Below are 17,430 nucleotides of genomic sequence, written 5' to 3' on the forward strand. Positions count from 1 at the left end.
TCCTTTCACAACGTTCTTTTTCGCTATCGGCCCCATATGACCCACAAATTAGGTATTTGGTTTGGATATACGCCAGCCATGCGGCTAATTTACGTCGAAAGACCGGGCCACCATGTTTGTTTTTACGCAGCACCCTTCAATAGCCAACCAATTTATTGCCGAATTACGTGATGTTTCAGTTCAGCAGGACCGGCTCCGTTTCCGCCGAAACCTGGAACGGTTAGGGGAATTAATGGCGTACGAAATTTCCAAAACCCTACCCTACCACAACGTCAATGTAGCGACTCCGCTCGGGGTAGCTAAAACGCAATTACCGCGCCAACAGCCGGTTCTGGCAACAATTTTACGCGCAGGTTTGCCCTTCCATCAGGGCTTTACCAACTTTTTCGATCAGGCCGAAAACGCCTTTGCGGGTGCGTACCGGGGCTACGCGCTTGGGTCGAACGACGAATTTGAGATTGCAATGGATTACATCAGCAGCCCGGATTTAAGCGGCAAAACGCTAATTCTGAGCGATCCGATGCTGGCTACGGGCCGTTCGCTCGAAAAAGTGTACCATGCCCTGCTCCGGTATGGGATTCCGGCGCAGACCCATATCGCGGCCGTACTGGCTAGTCCCGAAGGAATTGCTTATGTACAGGAGCGGCTTCCGCAGTGCCATTTATGGCTGGGTGCCATCGATGATCACCTCAATGACCATTTTTACATCGTTCCCGGTCTGGGCGACGCCGGTGATCTGGCTTTTGGACAGAAAGTATAAGGCAAAGGGCCTAAAAAGTGAGGGGGACGTAGTTTGATACTACGTCCCCCTCACTTTTTAGGCCTTATTTCTATTACCGCAGGTCTACTACTTCGACACCGGGGTACTTCGCTTTATCGAAGGCGAAATAACTGTCTGTGATGTTTACGTTCGGCGTAAACTTCGTGATATTGTAGGTTGTGCGTTTCCCATCTTTATTGATGATCACCCAGTTGCGTACGGATTTGTCCGCCTTATCGACCGAAATCTGAATGCTGGCAATCTGACTCTTGTCGCGATTAGGCTTTAACTCGATCACCTCCAGCGTCCGGCCACCCTGCTTCTGCTCTTTCAGAAAACGATAGTCGAAACCACGCTTATAGATGGTATAAATCTGCGTCGGGTTCAACTCGTTGGTAGCGCTGCCGTCGTAATCCTGAACGTTCACTTCGTTGGACTCTTTGATGTATGTGTACATCGTCTTGCCGTCGTTGAATACCTCCTGTCCACCCAGATTCAGCCGGAATTTGGCGTCCTTAACCGTCAGATCACCTTTCAGGGTTTCATTGGCTCCGCCCCCGGTACTCGTGTACGTAAAAGCAGCCTGGTAGCTTTTCAGGGATTTATATTTTTTACTCATTGCATCCAGGATATCCTGCGCGCGTTTGTCTTTCTGGGCCGATGCGGGCAAAGCCATCATGACCACTAAACCAAGCAGCATAGCCGCTTTTTTCATTGTATTACCTATCATTTTAGAATTCGGATTAAGCCAAATTGCCGCCAAAATTGGCAATTCGTTTTTGTAGTTAGACCAGACCGGCGGGAAAAAGTTTAAAGATTCCGGTATGGGGCCACCCCCCGAAGCCATAACAAAACTCAGGGCGGAATTATTCGCCCTTGAGCCGACGTAATATTTCTTCCAACGTCTGTAGGTCCTGCACCAATACGTCGCGGGCTTTACTTCCTTCAAACGGCCCAACGATCTTGGCCGCTTCGAGCTGATCGACAAGTCGGCCGGCTCGGTTGTAGCCGAGCTTTAGCTTCCGCTGGATCAACGACGTACTCCCCTGCTGGTGAATAACGATCAACCGGGCGGCTTCGTCGAACATCGGGTCGCGCTGACCCAGGTCTACGTCTTTCTCGTCGCCAGCACCTCCGTCGTCGCCCACAAATTCGGGGAGGGCGTAGGCGTCGTCATAACCACGCTGGTTACCCACAAACTCGCAGATTTCTTCAATCTCGTTGGTATCGACAAACGGGCACTGCAACCGGATCAGATCGGAGTTGGACGACAGCAGCATATCCCCCATTCCGACCAGTTGCTCGGCTCCGCCCGTATCCAGAATGGTGCGTGAATCGATCTTGGACGTTACCTTAAACGACAACCGGGCGGGGAAGTTGGCCTTGATCAGACCCGTAATCACGTTTACCGACGGTCGCTGCGTAGCCACAACCAGGTGAATGCCAATGGCCCGCGCCAACTGCGCCAGTCGGGCAATCGGCTGCTCAACCTCCTTACCGGCGGTCATCATCAAGTCGGCCAACTCATCGATGATCAGTACGATATAAGGCAAATACCGGTGACCTTTTTCCGGATTTAACCGACGCTTGGTAAACTTCGCGTTGTATTCCTTAATGTTACGGCAACCCGCATCTTTCAGCAGGTTGTAGCGGTTGTCCATCTCGATACACAGCGAATTGAGCGTATTAACAACCTTCTTGGTATCCGTAATGATTGGCTCTTCGGAGTCCGGCAATTTGGCCAGAAAATGCCGCTCGATCTTGTTGAACAGCGTCAGCTCAACCTTTTTGGGGTCAACCAGCACCAGCTTCAACTGCGACGGGTGCTTCTTATAAATCAGCGATGTCAGCAGTACGTTCAGGCCTACGGACTTACCCTGACCCGTTGCCCCGGCCATGAGCAGGTGCGGCATCTTGGCCAGATCGGCTATGTAAATCTCATTCGAGATGGTTTTACCAAGCACCACCGGCAAATCGAACTTGCTGCTGGTGAATACATCGCTCATGATCATTGAACGCATCGACACCATCTCCCGGTTTTTGTTCGGCACCTCGATACCGATGGTTCCCATGCCCGGCATCGGCGCAATGATCCGGATACCCAAGGCCGACAGACTTAGGGCAATGTCGTCCTCCAGGCTTTTGATTTTGGAAATACGAACCCCTTTCGCCGGTACAATTTCGTAGAGCGTAACGGTCGGGCCAATTGATGCCTGAATGCTGTCGATCTCGATGCCAAAGTTTCGCAGGGTGGTTTCGATCCGGTCTTTATTAGCCGTCAGTTCATCGTCCGACACCTGGGCTTTTCGGTTGTTCTGGTATTCAGTCAGCAGATCGAGCGTGGGGTATTGATATTGAGCCAGTTCGAGAGTTGGGTCATACAGCCCATGCGTCGCTACCAGATCGTCGTCTTCGAACGGATCAGGCTCAAAAGCGGGAGTTGGGGTTACATTTAATTCGCCGGTTGGCGCATCCACTACGGCCGCCGGATTCTTAATGGTCAACGTAACGCCGGTGCTCTTCGCAATTACGTCGGGAACAGTGGGTTCGGGCTGTTCCGTTTCGACGGGCGGGGTACCATTGGTATGATCATTGGCCGTAAGGGGTGGTACATAGCCCGACTGAACGACCGGTTCTTCTTCCGTTTCATCCGGCAAGGGCTGGTCATCAGGCTCCGAATCGTCGTACGTCTGCAACGTATCGTCCGGCTGAGCGGCTCTTTGGGAACGGGACGTTTCCGGCCGCGAGGGCATGGACAGCGTAGGTAGCTTCAGGCTGCGGATGTCGAAGAAGTAGACAACAAAGCCGAACAGCAGGAACGCAATAATCGCCAGGTTTCCCCAGCCGAACAGGCTGTAAAGTGTTACGTTCAGTTCATAGCCAACCCCTCCGCACCAGACACTGCTCGTCTGCACGGAGTCGGTCGCCAGCACGAAATAGCCGGTTAACAGACTGATCCATACCGATGCAAACAATAGTCCGGCGGTCGTGCGGCCCAGCGGCAAAGGTTCGCGCCCGAATGTCAATTTAAACCCAGCCAGAAAAACGATAATGGGTAATCCCAGTGCTCCAACGCCGAACCAGCGGAACACGAACGCGTGCGCCACATACGCGCCGAGCAGCCCCACCCAGTTTTTGGTTTCAGTGCCTGTTTCTGCCAGCGATTCCCCCCCGGCAGAGCTCACTAAGCTCTGATCGGCGGGGCCATTAATCAGGTACGACACGAAGGCTACCGTCAGCCCAATGCCCAGCAGCATGAGCAGCACACCGAAGGTTAAGGTAGACCGCTGATCTGTCAGCCAACGGTCGAAAGCAGCCGCCCAGTCGAACGATGGTTCTTTTGGACGAGCTCGTTCGGGCCGACGGATGGTATTTTGGCGGGGCGAGGTGGTTGGTTGTGCCATGCGTTGGGTTAGGGTGGTAGCCGCAGAGGTAAATTTCCCTATTTTCAACGAAAATACGGTAGTTTCCTGTCAGCAAGGCATCGTCGGTTAATAAAAAACTTAGGCTAACGGCTGCACGGTCAGCCCAGGGGCTTTCAATAACTCCTGATTGATTCGTTTAGCCAGCGCAGGGCCTTCGTAGATGAAACTGGTGTACACCTGCACCAAACTAGCTCCGGCCTGCAACTTTTCCAGCGCATCCTCAGCCGAGAAGATACCCCCGACGCCGATAATTGGAAATGCTCCACCCGACCGGTCGTGCAGGTACCGGATCACCTCCGTCGAGCGTTTTCGAAGCGGATAGCCACTAACCCCACCGGCACCCATTTGCTCTACAACGGCCGCGTCGGTAGTCAGGTCTGCGCGGCTGATAGTCGTATTCGTAGCAATGACACCTGCGATGCGGGTTTCGGCTACAATGGCAATGATGTCGTCAAGTTGGCCGTCCGTCAGATCAGGTGCAATTTTCAGCAGAATTGGCTTTGGGGCTGCGTGCTGTTGGTTTTCCTGTTGTAAGGCACTCAGCAGGCGAGTCAGCGGCTCCTTTTCCTGTAAATCGCGCAGACCGGGCGTATTAGGCGAACTGACGTTGACGACGAAGTAATCCACTACGTCGAACAACTCCCGGAAGCAAATGAGGTAATCGCTCAGGGCGTTTTCGTTGGCCGTATCCTTATTCTTACCGATGTTTCCGCCAATCAGAACCGGCGTCTGAGCGTTCTGCCGGTTTCGTTTTTGCATGAACTGATGCAGCCGCCCCGACGCCGGGCCAACACCTTTATTGTTAAATCCCATGCGGTTGATCAGCCCCCGGTCGGCTTTCAGCCGAAACAATCGGGGCCGAGGATTGCCGGGCTGCGGCCGTGGCGTAACGGTACCGATCTCAACGAATCCAAAGCCAAGATCGCCCAGTTCGCTGACCAGTTCGGCGTTTTTATCGAAGCCGGCCGCCATCCCTACCGGATTCGGGAACGTCAGCCCAAACACAGTACGAGCCAGCCGGGGGGCATCCACTACGTAGAGTTTCCGGCTAAGCCACGATACGCCGGGAATACTGAATGCAAACTTCAGCAGCGACGTAACAACGTGGTGGATGGTTTCGGCATCGAAACGAAACAGCAACGGCAACAGAATGCGCTTGTACATGGCACAAAGATACGTAATCCGGCCCCGCACCCGAAAGAAGAATTCCGATTGACGATGGTTGTGGCCGATCGATTAGCCGAACAGCGAGGAGGACAAATACCGGTCGCCCCGATCGCAGATGATACAGACAATAATGCCGGACTCCAACTCTTCGGCCAGTTTTATAGATGCATAAACGGCTCCCCCGCTGCTCATGCCGGCAAAAACCCCTTCGACACTGGCCAGTTGGCGTGTCGTCATCACGGCATCGGTCTCCGATACTTCAATGACGCGATCGACCCGCTCAGGTTCGAATATTTTAGGCAGATACTCGACCGGCCACTTTCGGATACCGGGGATCGACGACCCATCGGTGGGCTGACAACCCACAATCTGAACGTCCGGATTCTGTTCTTTCAGATAGCGTGACGTTCCCATGATGGTGCCGGTTGTACCCATCGACGAGACAAAATGTGTGATCTGGCCCTGGGTATCGTTCCAGATTTCCGGGCCGGTTGTGCGGTAATGCGCGAGGTAATTATCCGGGTTAGCAAATTGATTGAGCATCAGATAGCCGCCTTTGGCCACCTGCGCATCGGCATAATCGCGGGCACTTTCGATGGATTCGGTCAGAATAACCTTAGCGCCGAATGCTTCCATGGTCAACACCCGCTCACGCGTCGAGTTTTCGGGCATGACCAGCTCGATGTCGATGTCGTACAGCCGGGCGATCATAGCCAGCGCAATGCCGGTGTTGCCGCTGGTGGCTTCAATCAGTTTCATACCCGGTTTCAGTTCACCACGCGATAAAGCCCCCTGAATCATGCTGGCGGCTGCGCGGTCTTTCACGCTGCCACCTGGATTGTGGCCTTCCAGCTTACCATAAATTTTAACCCGGGGATTGCGGTGAATGCGGTTCAGTTCAATCAGAGGAGTGTTGCCAACCAGATCGAGCAAGGTTGCCATAGTCGAAAACGTCAAATAGATTATTACCTCCCATAAGGTTAAATAACACGTATTAGTTCGTCCCTCAGCAAACGACTTTTTCATTGACTTTCTGACTGTCGCCGGCATTAAGTAAATATTACTATTGAAAAAATACTCGTCTTAATTGATGTGTTGATTCTGAATTTTGTGTAAAATTGCTAAAGCGCGTATGCGATACCACCGATTCATTCGGCCCTCGCTGCGTGATCCATATTCACACCCGTTCAATTATATGAAACAGCAAGTGTCGCCCAAACCGCTGACAACTGCGCATGTCGAGCAACTTGCTCAGCAATTTGACATGCCCGATCTGACGCTTCCCTTCTGGGGGTACCGCAAAAAAATGCCGATGCACCGGATCGTCCGGCTAGAAGGCGAAGGCAACTACACCTTATTTCACTTCGTTGATGGAAGCCAGCTAATGGTTTCACTGACGCTCAAGAAAATGGAGAGCCGCCTGTCGTCGAAGGTGTTTGTCCGGCCTCACAAGAAGAATATCATCAACCTGCTGTATTTGCAGGATATTCACCCTGATCGTCAGCAATTGACGGTCAGTCTGGTAAATGGGGACCGCGTGGAAGTATCGCGCCGGAAAGCCAGCCGGTTCATCAAACAGGTACGGGGTTTCCAACAGGAACTGCTGGCTCTGCACGAAGACGCTGAGCCTGTGCCGATGCTGGCATAATTGTCATTTACTGATAAAGGGCCAACAATTGAGATTACAGGAGTTGTGTAACCTCAATTGTTGGCCCTTAAACGTTGAATCAAAACCTATTTACTAAGCTTCGCCATTTCCTCATCCCGCAGTGGCCGACGCAGAATCTTACCTACGTTTGATTTCGGCAGTTCCGTCCGAAACTCGATCAACTTCGGTACCTTGTAGGCAGTCAGGTTTTCGCGGCAGTACGCTTTAATGGCATCTTCGGTTAGGGCCGGATCTTTCTTTACCACAAAGATCTTGACCACTTCGGTCGATTTCGCGTCCGGAACACCGATGCAGGCCACTTCCAATACGCCGGGACACTGAGCGACTACGTCTTCAATCTCGTTAGGATAGACGTTGAAGCCCGACACCAGAATCATGTCCTTCTTACGGTCCACGATCTTAAAATACCCATCGGCGTCCATTACACCGATGTCACCGGTTTTGAACCACTCACCCATCATGGCCTTTGCCGTTTCATCGGGGCGGTTGTAGTAGCCGACAAACACCTGAGGGCCACGGGCACAGATCTCGCCGGGTTCGCCAAGGGCCGCATCGGTACCGTCTTCGCGAACTATTTTGAGTTCTGTACTCGGCCAGGGCACACCAATGGTCCCAACGCGGTTGTCGCCCACAACGGGGTTTGAGCACAGTACCGGTGAGGTCTCGGTCAAACCATACCCTTCGGCGGGTTTATTGCCCGTCAGTTTTTGCCAGCGCTCCGCTACGGCCGTTTGCAGCGCCATCCCCCCCGCCGACGTAACTTTCAGGTGGCTGAAGTCCACCTCGTTGATCCGCGGGTGGTTCAACAATCCGTTATATAGTGTGTTCACGCCAGTGAAGCAGGTGATTTTGTGCCGCTTCAGGTCGTCGATGAATGCATTCATATCCCGGGGATTTGTAATGAGCAGGTTCATCGACCCAATTTTCAACGACGCCAGCGCGTTGGTCGTCAGGGCGTATACGTGATAGAGTGGTAGAGCCGCCACCACTACCGTCTCGCCGTCGGGTAAATTGGCGGGTTTCATCCAGACGTCCTGCCCTTCTACGTTGGCAATGATGTTCCGGTGCGACAGCATCGCTCCTTTTGACACGCCGGTCGTACCACCCGTGTATTGAATAAACGCCAGGTCGCTGCCCTTGATATCCACCGGTCGGAAGGATTGCCGACTGCCCCGGCTCAGCGCTTCGCCGAACGAGATAGCATTGGGCAGGTTGTAGGGAGGCACCAGCTTCTTGACGTACTTAACTACGGCATTGACGATGTGCTTCTTGGGAAAACCCAGCAAATCGCCCAACTGCGTCACGATGACGTGTTTAATGTCTGTTTTATCAATGATTTTTTCGAGGTTGGCGGCAAAGTTGGCAAGGATGACAATGGCCTTCGCCTGCGAGTCCTTGAACTGATGCTGCATCTCGCGGGGTGTGTACAAGGGGTTCGTATTCACCACCACGAGCCCGGCCCGCAGAGCGCCAAACATTGCTATTGGATACTGAAGCGTGTTTGGCATCTGGATGGCAATATGATCGCCTTTTTTCAGCTTCAGGTCGTTTTGCAGAAATGACGCAAACTGTTGTGAAAGCTGATCTATCTGACCAAAGGTAAGTTGCTTACCCATGTTTTCGTACGCGGGCAGATTTGTAAAGCGCCGAAAGCCGTCTTCCATGAGAGCAGCCAATGATGGGTACGCATCTGGATTTATTTCATGAGGAACGCCTTCCGGGTAATGGCGTCGCCAGGGATATGTTTGTGTGGTGATGGGCGTTTCCATATCTTGTTTGTATGTTTTCAAGCAAAAATAAAACGAATTCAGGATTGATTATCTTATTAGAAATCAAATAATCACGTGGAGGTAAATTAATAAAAAACCTTCTGACCCGATGTCGATTGGTTTTATGCATCCCGTTCGTTTGGTGGCTATACAAATCCTGCCCTCCCGTATCCACAATCTACGCTCCACGTTGGTATACCGTAGTGAATGGGGGTACAATATTGCTTCCACAAATCACCCTTTTCGCGCTCAGATTATAGTCTATACGTTGCTGTCTGCCCCAGTTTACAGCATTGCATGTTGAAGCCAGGTTGGTCAAATGAAGCCACATGCAGGATTGGCAACCTATAGCGTAGGAGCCAGAGTCTACCCGGCATCAAACAAAAAACCCGCCGACGTTACGTCGGCGGGTTGCTGTGCTCCCGAAGGGATTCGAACCCCTATCGATGGTACCGGAAACCATAATTCTATCCATTGAACTACGGGAGCATTAACCATTCAATTTGGGACTGCAAAGATAGTTGCTCAAAGCTTTTTTTGCAATCTTTTTTATGAAATACAATCAATAAAGCGGGGTTGCACCAACTACAACAACTTCATCGTTTCATAATCGCCGACGTGTTTCAGGTACAGGAAGTGGATAAGCAGGCCATTAACGTTATTGACCAGTTTATGCGCTTCCGGCAAAGTTGCTACAACGGTCGTGATACGTTCAAACTCCGACTGGTTACCCATGTCTTTGTGATGAAACGCCATGATCTCCTCGCGCGACAGCTCCCGTTCTACATAGAAAAAGTGCATGGCTTCATCGCTGGTACCCGTGCTGGGAAACCACAGCCGAGGATTCAGTTTGGTCAGTTCATCGGCTCTGACTTCCAGCCCAATTTCTTCGCCCAGTTCGCGGGCGGCCACCTCGTCAGGAGCATCGTCGGCGTCGACCATGCCGGCCGGGTGCTCATACGTCTGCGAACCGTCCGAAATGCGTCGCTGGCGGACCAGTACCACAAACTTCTCCTTCGTTTCCTTGTCGATAAGCGATACGAGCATCGAGGCTGCGTGGCCTTTCAGGAAGCAGACCGGCGGAATTTTGTCGCCCTCGGGGGTGTCGGCATCCACTTCCAACATGGCAAACAGTACTTCGCCGTTGTGCCGACGACGGATAAAATGATCTTTAATACCGTTAATTTTCAGGCCGTTACTTTCAAGCTGACCTTTCCAGAAACGAAACTTAGGAGCGTCTTCGAGTTTTTCCATAATGCTGTTTAAGCGCAGAGAACACGGAGTGATTCCCAGGGGACACTCAGTCAGTCAAGTAACCTGTCCCCTACTCAAACTCCAGCGCACTCAATGATAGTTATTTCTGCGTTAAGCCCTGCGCATCCGGGCCGATGTATCGTTCGAAAAATTCGTAGATGCGCAGCATCCGGTCGATCCGCTGCCGTACGTTACCAGACCGGCTCAGTTCGTGCGTAGCTCCCGGCATCCGGACGTATTCGACCGGTCGGCCAAGTATCTTCAGGCTTTTGTACATCATTTCGCTCTGGATCACACCCGTTCGCAAGTCATTTTCGCCGTGCTTGATCAGCAGTGGAGTTTTGATGTTTTCGACAAACGTATACGGAGAATTGGCATCGAGTACTTTCTGCACATCAGCCTGCCAGGGATAGCCACCGAAATAATTTGGCACCAGCCGCCAGGCATTACCCTCACCCATGAACGTAGTGAGGTCATATACGCCCCGTTGGGCAAAAGCAGCTTTGAACCGGTTATCGTGTGCCACAATCCAGGCCGTCAGGTAACCCGCATACGAACCGCCCGTGATAACCTGCCGACTCGTATCGACCCACGCTTCTTTAGCCGCATCGGTAGCGGCTGCCAGTACGTCTTCAGTCGGGCCGGTTCCCCAGTCTTTTACGTTTGCCCGCTGGAAGTTCAGACCATAACCGCCCGAACCGCGCGGATTGGCATAAACAACCCCATACCCCTGGGAGCAGAAGTACTGGAATTCGTGCCACATCGACGGCTCACCCGGTCCCCACATGGCGGTTGGGCCACCGTGCATATTCAACAGCAGCGGGTACTTCTTACCGGCTTCAACCACGGCTGGCTTCATGATCCAGTAGTCGACCATTTGACCGATGGAATTTTTATACGTCCGCTTTTCGGGCAAGCTGAGCGTGCGCTGAGCTACCCAGTCGTTATGGCTGGACAGTTTCACCTGGTTTTTACCAGCAGCATCGGCTACGTACAGTTCCGATGGGTTGACCACTTCGGTTTTGGCAAACACGACGGTTGAGCCGGCTACGTCGAAGTTGCTGACGCCCATGTTATAATCTGTGAGCTGCGTGACCTGCTTCGTGGTTGGGTCGAGCCGGTACAGCGGAAAACCTCCGTTTGAGGGGGCGGTAAAGTAAACGGCGTACGTAGCAGCGGTCTTTTTACCTTTGGGCGCTGGCGTTTCGGTCCAGGTCAGGTTGCCGGCGGCCCGGTCGAACGTAATGAGTTGCATACCCGACACCGCTGTGCCGGTGAACGTAGCCAGGCCAATCTGCCCAAAATTAACACCCTGCGACGGGCTCGTCAGGAAAGCCAGTTGACGACCATCCGGTGACACTTCGGGCGCGTAATAGCTTTTTCCGGCTTCGCCCAGGACCATTGTATAGCGCCCCGACCCATCAGCCGGGATGTAAACAATCGCATTATCCTGCTCGCGGTCAGGGTGTTTAAGCGAGTCCCGATCCGCTACAGCAACTAATCCCTGCCCATCAGGCAGCCAGTCGCTGGCCTGAAATGACCTGAAGCCACGGGTAAGGGGTTTAGGCTGGGTTCCTTCCCGCACATCCACGACGTACAGATGCTGAAAGCTCATGTCCGGCTCCGTGGTCGATTCGCCCTGAAGATTCAGTCGGTTGATGACCTTTGCTTTTTTGTCCTCAACATCTTTGTTCAGATACGCCCGGATCTCGGCCAGCGTACCGTCGGGGTTTGGTTTTGCTTTGCTTTCCCGGACAAAATCGTTGTTAACAAAGCCTGGTTTTTCGAGCGACCAGACCGGCCCGCGTTTGCCGGGATTCAACAGCGAATCTTTCAGCATTTCGGCCATTGATACGGTGGCCGTGAACGCCATCCGCTTACCATCGGGCGACCAGACCGGACCAGATACACCATATTTGCTGGTAGTGAGCTGGTAGGCTTCTCCCCCATCGAGCGGCATGACAAAAATCTGGCCTTTGCCTTTTACCGTTCGCACAAACGCAATCTGTTTGCCATCGGGCGACCAGATTGCCTGCCGGGCACTCTCCGTGCCCCGGGTCAGCGCTTTGGTATCGCCGGGTTTCAACCCCGTCAGGTAGATGTGGGTTTTGTAATCGTATTCCTCTTTCTGGTCGGGATTCGGCTCAATAGTCGTTAGTGTGTAGAGCGCCCGCTGACCATCGGGCGCGATCCTGATGCCACCTACCTGTTTGATGCGGGTCAGGTCGGTAACAGTAACTTTCTGCTTTGCAGACTGCGCAAACGTAGCGGCCATTGGCAGAGACACCACCAGCCAACAGAAGAGATGTTTTTTCATGAAGCGGATTATTGAACGCGACAAAGCCCGAAGATACTAAAAAACCCGCCAGGAAAAGCTGCTTTAGCAATCTCCTGGCGGGTTCTACAGAGGCTTTTATCCAAATACCTGGGTGGGTTATTTCTTCGCCGGTGTGGCTGGGGTGGTACCAACCAGCTCTTTTATCAGACGGTCGGCTTTATAGATGTAGCGCATAGCGGCTATCATCCCACCCGCATGTACGGAAATACTCCGGTTCAGATCCGGCACGAAAATGAACTCGCCGGGCAAGCTCTCCATGTTGCCATCAAACACCAGTCCGACCGCTTCCAGGTTTTTATTGATCATCGGACTACCTGAGTTACCCCCAATGATATCGTTGGTTGAGATAAAGCACATAGGCTGTCGAAGTAACTCAGCGGGTGGATTTTTCCAGCGGGCCGGCAGATTCCACGGCGCTTTATCGGCAAACGAGTAATTGCGGTCGTATAACCCAGCAAACGTAGTGAAAATCGGGGCTTTAGTACCGTTGTAGGCATATCCTCTGACAACCCCGTCGTTGATCCGGAGCGAGAACGTAGCATCAGGCGGAATGCTGGTGCCGTACACATCGTACAACAACCGGCCGAGTTGGCCACGCAACACCTCCTGCGTCTGGAACAACTGACGCGCCTGCCGGGCGGCCGTTACGTACCGGCTAAACCCGATTCGGGCCAGCGCCAGCAGCGGATCGTCGGACGACCGGATGGCCTGTGGCCGGACAGCCAGGTCTTTTATGAAAGCCGGATCGGCCAGCTTTGTGTTGCTGATCAGATACGCAGCGGCTTCTTTGGGCGACCTGCCGTTCAGTGCCGCCCGAACGTAGGGATCGTCGCTGCCGAGTCCTGTCTGTGCTTCGGCCAGGTGGGCGGCCAGATACGCTTCCTCCAGTGCCCGATTCCGTAGCTTGGGGGCTACCACCAGCGAACGGGCACTTTCGGCAGCCTCTGGTCGCGAGATTGATAACTCCCCATACTGCATCAGTACGTTGGCAAATGTCAGTAATTCGCCCATGATCCGTTCGCTGGGTGCAAGGTAGTTGCTGGCCGCAAATACGGACCGAAGCTGAGTCGTACTGGTCGTCAGATCATCCCAGAGGGTAAGCCGGTCGGCCGAAACGTTTTTTGCCCGCGCATCGGTCTGGAACTGCTTCTCGAACGCTGCCTTACGGGCCATCAGGTAGGGATCACGCAGGCCCGCCAACTGACCAGTATAGGCTTTGTAGCTGTTCTCCAGCGAAAAAATCTCGTTCAGAATACTGTCGTTCTTTGCGGTTGCGTTGTAGGCCTGGAGCGCAGTGGACCGGTTACGAAGCAGTTGCAGCGTAAACGGCACCTGTAGGTCCCGGTCATATTCCAGCTCCGCTACCGTTTTGAGCCGCTCCGTACGGCCGGGGTTACCAATCACGAAAATCGGTTCGCCGTCGCGGACGCCGTTGGTATTGAACTTAAAGTAATGCGTTGTCTGAAGCGGTTTTCCGTTGTCGTATACCCGGAAAAACGAACAATCGAGGGCGTAGCGCGGGTACGTAAAGTTGTCGGGGTCACCACCGAAAAAACCAAGCTGTAACTCGGGCATAAACACCAGCCGGACGTCGTTGTACCGTTTGAATCCGTACAGGGCGTACCGACCACCGTTGTAAAACGTAATGGTTTGCAATTCCAGGCCCTGCCAGCCTTCCTTCGTGGCGTATTCCTGCTTGATGGTGTTAAATGCCTGCTCACGGGCCTGAAGCTGGGCCTGCTCTGAACCGGCTCCGGTCCCACCCATGGCTTGCTGGACCCGGTTGGTAATGTCCTCGATCTTAACCAGTTGATCAACAAACAACCCCTCCACTTTGCGCTCCTCGGCGGGTGTTTTCGCAAAAAACCCCGTAGCGTTGAGGTCTTCGCCTTTGCGCTGTACGCCCGTTCCTGATTCGCGGGCGCAGTGGTGGTTGGTCATCACCAGGCCATTGGACGATACAAACGACGCCGAACAATAGTCGGCGAACCGCAGCGATGCCAGCCGGGCTTCGTCGAACCACTTTTCGTCGGCATTGAAGTTATAGGTTTTGCGGAAGTAGTCCTTCGGTGGATTATCGAAAGTCCACATCTTACCCATATCGAATGGCCCTGCCTTGACGGTATCGGGGTTGATGTAAGCGCTCGGAATAGCCGGCGTAGCCGCTGTGGCTACCTTTGTCTCGGCCGTCGTCACGCCGGCGGCTGGCGTAGTCGAAGCTGGCCGACTTGTGGTAGCTGGTACCTGGGCAAGCGAATATGAACATAACCCGATCAGGGTATTGAGCATCAAAAAACCAGACCAGACGGGCAGACGGCGATGTATTCGTACCATGTTGGAAAGCGCTTTTAGTATTCAGGTTGTTAAAAACAACGGTAAATCCTTATAATTGACTGTATTAAAGGCAGGTTTTATTATTACTGACCAGCTTTGAGGTCGGTTCATGGCCGGGGCCGAACGAAATTTCTGGCCGTACTGTAACCATAACAAGTCACTTCAACGTATAGTTATCGTTTATCACGCTGCATTAGCCTTGATTCATGCGTATTTTAATTGTTGAGGACGAACAGGACGTCGCTTCGTTTATCAAAAGCGGGCTTGAAGACTACGGTTTCGCTGCTGATATTGCCCCAGATGCCATCATTGGCCAGAAAATGATGGCCGAAACGCCGTATTCTACGGTTATCCTGGACATCAACCTGCCCGTTATCAACGGTTATGAATTCTGCCAGATCATCCGGGATCGTTACGAGGATGTGGTCGTTATTATGCTGACCGCCCTGGGTAGTACGGAACATAAGCTTACCGGCTTTGACGTCGGGGCCGACGATTACCTGGTCAAACCTTTTGAATTCCGCGAACTGATGGCCCGCCTACGTGCCCTGAACCGTCGGCGGAACGCAGCTAAAGTTGAGCCTTCCATGCTGAAAATGGCGGATCTGGAATTGAACGTAATGAGCAAGGAGGTACGTCGGGGCAACCAGAAAATCATGCTCACTGCCCGCGAACTGGCTCTGCTGGAGTATTTCCTGAAGAACCCGAATAAAGCCTTAAGCCGGGCCGAAATTGCAGAAAACGTTTGGGACGTAACGTTCGATACGGGTACGAATGTCGTGGATGTTTACGTGAATTACCTGCGCAAGAAGGTGGACAAAAATTTTTCGCCAAAGTTAATTCATACGATCAGCGGCATTGGCTACATCATGAAAGAGGACGAAAACTGACGCATGAATATACGGACCCGGCTTTCGGTTAACTTCCTGGCGGTCGTTGCAGCGAATGTTGTTCTGCTTTCCCTGACCATCTATGCTACATCGGCCTATTACCGCCGGGTCGATTTTTATAACCGACTGGCTGACAAGGCCAAGACAACCGCCCGGCTGCTGATTGAGGTTAGCGATATTAACGAACGGCTGCTCCGGCTCATTGATCGATATAACCTGACCGCCCTGCCCGAAGAACAGATCACTGTGTTCGATCAGGAGAACCGCATGGTTTACCAGAGCGACCTACGTCCCGATGAGATACTGGAAACACCCACGTTGCTCGACCGTATCCGCGCTGAGGAGCTTATCTGGATGCAGCACAACGAGCGACAAATTGTGGGGCTAACTTATCCCTACCAATCGAAAGAGTGGGTCATCGTTGCTTCCGCTTACGATGAATACGGCCTGACGGAACTGTACCGTCTGCAAACGATACTTGTTGTTGGTACGCTATTCAGCCTCACCCTGATGGGCATCATGGGTTGGATCAATGCCGGCCGAACCCTCCGGCCGATCAAGGACGTAGTGCAGCAGGTTGACGCCATTACCATTTCCAAACTGGATAAGCGCGTCCGGGCGGGCAACGACGGCGATGAAATTGCCCAGTTGGCCACCACTTTCAACCGGCTGCTCGACCGCGTTCAGTCGGCATTCGACATGCAGCGGAGTTTTGTCACCAACGCATCGCACGAACTCCGGACACCGTTAACGGTCATTACGGGCCAGATCGAAACGACTCTGATCAAACGCCGGACAGTCGAAGAACACGAAGCCAAGTGGCGGGCGGTACTCGAAACGATTCACCAGATCAACAAACTGGCTAACGGCCTGCTTCAACTCGCCCAGGTTAGCATTGATGAAGCCAGCAAGACATTTCGGGACGTATCGGTGGATGAGGTGGTGTATCAGGCCGCCCGATTGCTGACCACCCGCCAGCCCGACTTCCAGGTTGCGTTCCTGATCCAGAACGACGCCGAGTCTGAACCGCCCGACCTGACCATTCTGGGCGATGAGTCTCTTTTGACCACCGCGTTTCTGAACCTGATGGAAAACGCCTGTAAATTTTCTCCGAACAAAAAAGTAGAAGTGACCCTCAAGGCCGACAGCCGGTGGGTTAGTGTTCGATTCAAAGACCAGGGAATAGGTATCAGCGAGACTGACCTACCCCACATCTTTGAGCCGTTCTTTCGGGCCGAGAGCGTTCGACACATTAAGGGACACGGCATTGGCCTGCCTCTGACTCAGCGCATCGTGCAGCTTCATGCCGGACGAATTACGGTATTGTCGGAAGTGAATCACCAGACTATCTTTACAATCAGGCTCCCTAAATTATAACAGCTCTAATCGGTCTCTAATCGACATCTAATCGTCTTCTCATTGCCTTCTAACCGGCTTCTAATTAGGCTCGTTCTGCCCGGTAGTACCTTTGTCCTGGCCAATTTCATCAATAAAAACCGGAAGATCATGATCAATGAAGAAGCCTCGAAGCGCTCTGCGTTGAGTCGTATCGTCAACTGGGGAACTGTATGGGGGCTCATCTTCCTGACGATCGGTTATAATGTAGTGTCGGCCTACCAGAAAAAAGACGTTAACAAGCAAGTGCTTCAGGCACAGCTTCAGCAGCGGGCTCGTGAACTGGATTCACTGAAAACAGTGAAATACCAGCTTGATAATCAATTAAATCAAATACGTTCGGCGTTGGATCAGTGCGAAACGGCCCAGACGTCGGCTATTACTGACCGCCGGCAGACAGTGGCTACCCGCGGTTTATAACGGACGTAC

13 protein-coding genes and 1 tRNA gene are annotated in these 17,430 nt (G+C 52.9%); 5 read left to right on the forward strand and 9 right to left on the reverse strand.

Annotation, left to right across the window (positions count from 1 at the left end; genetic code table 11):
• The first annotated feature begins 112 nt into the window (after positions 1-112).
• Positions 113-760 (forward strand): uracil phosphoribosyltransferase, encoded by a 648-nt coding sequence (gene upp / locus BN8_RS24655; RefSeq protein WP_009284668.1) that lies wholly within the window; start codon positions 113-115, stop codon positions 758-760.
• 73 nt (positions 761-833) lie between these two features.
• On the opposite strand, the gene lolA1 is transcribed toward upp, so the two are convergent.
• From lolA1 to cysM, 4 genes are all read right to left on the reverse strand, one after another.
• Entirely contained in the window at positions 834-1,475 is a 642-nt protein-coding gene (lolA1, locus tag BN8_RS24660; RefSeq protein WP_009284669.1) for an outer membrane lipoprotein periplasmic chaperone LolA1, read from the reverse strand.
• Positions 1,476-1,626: 151 nt separating this feature from the next.
• Complete coding sequence (locus BN8_RS24665) at positions 1,627-4,164, reverse strand: FtsK/SpoIIIE family DNA translocase (RefSeq protein WP_009284670.1); 2,538 nt, start codon at positions 4,162-4,164, stop codon at positions 1,627-1,629.
• A gap of 99 nt (positions 4,165-4,263) precedes the next feature.
• Positions 4,264-5,349, reverse strand: a complete 1,086-nt coding sequence (locus BN8_RS24670) for a quinone-dependent dihydroorotate dehydrogenase (protein ID WP_009284671.1) — start codon at positions 5,347-5,349, stop codon at positions 4,264-4,266.
• Between the two features lie 72 nt (positions 5,350-5,421).
• Positions 5,422-6,294 carry a cysteine synthase CysM gene (gene cysM / locus BN8_RS24675; RefSeq protein ID WP_040006502.1) on the reverse strand — a complete coding sequence of 291 codons (873 nt, stop codon included), beginning with the start codon at positions 6,292-6,294 and terminating at the stop codon, positions 5,422-5,424.
• A 253-nt stretch (positions 6,295-6,547) separates the two neighbouring features.
• Here cysM and BN8_RS24680 point away from each other — a divergent pair, with 253 nt between their 5' ends.
• Complete coding sequence (locus tag BN8_RS24680; protein ID WP_051041150.1) at positions 6,548-7,000, forward strand: LytR/AlgR family response regulator transcription factor; 453 nt, start codon at positions 6,548-6,550, stop codon at positions 6,998-7,000.
• 86 nt (positions 7,001-7,086) lie between these two features.
• Here BN8_RS24680 and BN8_RS24685 read toward each other — a convergent pair whose 3' ends face one another.
• From BN8_RS24685 to BN8_RS24705, 5 genes are all read right to left on the reverse strand, one after another.
• Positions 7,087-8,790: an AMP-binding protein gene (locus BN8_RS24685; protein WP_009284674.1), complete on the reverse strand. Its 1,704-nt coding sequence runs from the start codon at positions 8,788-8,790 to the stop codon at positions 7,087-7,089.
• A gap of 417 nt (positions 8,791-9,207) precedes the next feature.
• A tRNA-Arg gene (locus BN8_RS24690) sits at positions 9,208-9,279 on the reverse strand.
• A 96-nt stretch (positions 9,280-9,375) separates the two neighbouring features.
• Entirely contained in the window at positions 9,376-10,044 is a 669-nt protein-coding gene (locus tag BN8_RS24695; RefSeq protein WP_009284675.1) for an NUDIX hydrolase, read from the reverse strand.
• A gap of 100 nt (positions 10,045-10,144) precedes the next feature.
• Positions 10,145-12,319 (reverse strand): S9 family peptidase, encoded by a 2,175-nt coding sequence (locus tag BN8_RS24700; RefSeq protein WP_009284676.1) that lies wholly within the window; start codon positions 12,317-12,319, stop codon positions 10,145-10,147.
• Between the two features lie 159 nt (positions 12,320-12,478).
• Positions 12,479-14,716, reverse strand: a complete 2,238-nt coding sequence (locus BN8_RS24705; RefSeq protein ID WP_009284677.1) for a S46 family peptidase — start codon at positions 14,714-14,716, stop codon at positions 12,479-12,481.
• 206 nt (positions 14,717-14,922) lie between these two features.
• On the opposite strand from BN8_RS24705, the gene BN8_RS24710 reads away from it, so the two are divergent.
• The 3 genes from BN8_RS24710 to BN8_RS24720 all read left to right on the forward strand — a co-directional run bounded on the left by BN8_RS24710 (position 14,923) and on the right by BN8_RS24720 (position 17,421).
• Positions 14,923-15,606, forward strand: coding sequence for a response regulator transcription factor (locus BN8_RS24710; protein WP_009284678.1), 684 nt, complete (start codon positions 14,923-14,925; stop codon positions 15,604-15,606).
• A 3-nt stretch (positions 15,607-15,609) separates the two neighbouring features.
• Entirely contained in the window at positions 15,610-16,983 is a 1,374-nt protein-coding gene (locus tag BN8_RS24715) for a HAMP domain-containing sensor histidine kinase (RefSeq protein ID WP_009284679.1), read from the forward strand.
• 129 nt (positions 16,984-17,112) lie between these two features.
• Positions 17,113-17,421 carry a hypothetical protein gene (locus tag BN8_RS24720; protein ID WP_009284680.1) on the forward strand — a complete coding sequence of 103 codons (309 nt, stop codon included), beginning with the start codon at positions 17,113-17,115 and terminating at the stop codon, positions 17,419-17,421.
• Positions 17,422-17,430 lie beyond the last annotated feature (9 nt).

The sequence above is a fragment of the Fibrisoma limi BUZ 3 genome (genome assembly GCF_000296815.2).
Lineage (GTDB): Bacteria > Bacteroidota > Bacteroidia > Cytophagales > Spirosomataceae > Fibrisoma > Fibrisoma limi.

What these genes read in the sequence shown, in the direction of transcription:
- upp (WP_009284668.1), top strand. Translation starts at nt 113, where the DNA reads ATGTTTGTTTTTACGCAGCACCCTTCAATAGCCAACCAATTTATTGCC.
- lolA1 (WP_009284669.1), bottom strand. Translation starts at nt 1,475, where the DNA reads ATGAAAAAAGCGGCTATGCTGCTTGGTTTAGTGGTCATGATGGCTTTG.
- BN8_RS24665 (WP_009284670.1), bottom strand. Translation starts at nt 4,164, where the DNA reads ATGGCACAACCAACCACCTCGCCCCGCCAAAATACCATCCGTCGGCCC.
- BN8_RS24670 (WP_009284671.1), bottom strand. Translation starts at nt 5,349, where the DNA reads ATGTACAAGCGCATTCTGTTGCCGTTGCTGTTTCGTTTCGATGCCGAA.
- cysM (WP_040006502.1), bottom strand. Translation starts at nt 6,294, where the DNA reads ATGGCAACCTTGCTCGATCTGGTTGGCAACACTCCTCTGATTGAACTG.
- BN8_RS24680 (WP_051041150.1), top strand. Translation starts at nt 6,548, where the DNA reads ATGAAACAGCAAGTGTCGCCCAAACCGCTGACAACTGCGCATGTCGAG.
- BN8_RS24685 (WP_009284674.1), bottom strand. Translation starts at nt 8,790, where the DNA reads ATGGAAACGCCCATCACCACACAAACATATCCCTGGCGACGCCATTAC.
- BN8_RS24695 (WP_009284675.1), bottom strand. Translation starts at nt 10,044, where the DNA reads ATGGAAAAACTCGAAGACGCTCCTAAGTTTCGTTTCTGGAAAGGTCAG.
- BN8_RS24700 (WP_009284676.1), bottom strand. Translation starts at nt 12,319, where the DNA reads ATGGCCGCTACGTTTGCGCAGTCTGCAAAGCAGAAAGTTACTGTTACC.
- BN8_RS24705 (WP_009284677.1), bottom strand. Translation starts at nt 14,716, where the DNA reads ATGGTACGAATACATCGCCGTCTGCCCGTCTGGTCTGGTTTTTTGATG.
- BN8_RS24710 (WP_009284678.1), top strand. Translation starts at nt 14,923, where the DNA reads ATGCGTATTTTAATTGTTGAGGACGAACAGGACGTCGCTTCGTTTATC.
- BN8_RS24715 (WP_009284679.1), top strand. Translation starts at nt 15,610, where the DNA reads ATGAATATACGGACCCGGCTTTCGGTTAACTTCCTGGCGGTCGTTGCA.
- BN8_RS24720 (WP_009284680.1), top strand. Translation starts at nt 17,113, where the DNA reads ATGATCAATGAAGAAGCCTCGAAGCGCTCTGCGTTGAGTCGTATCGTC.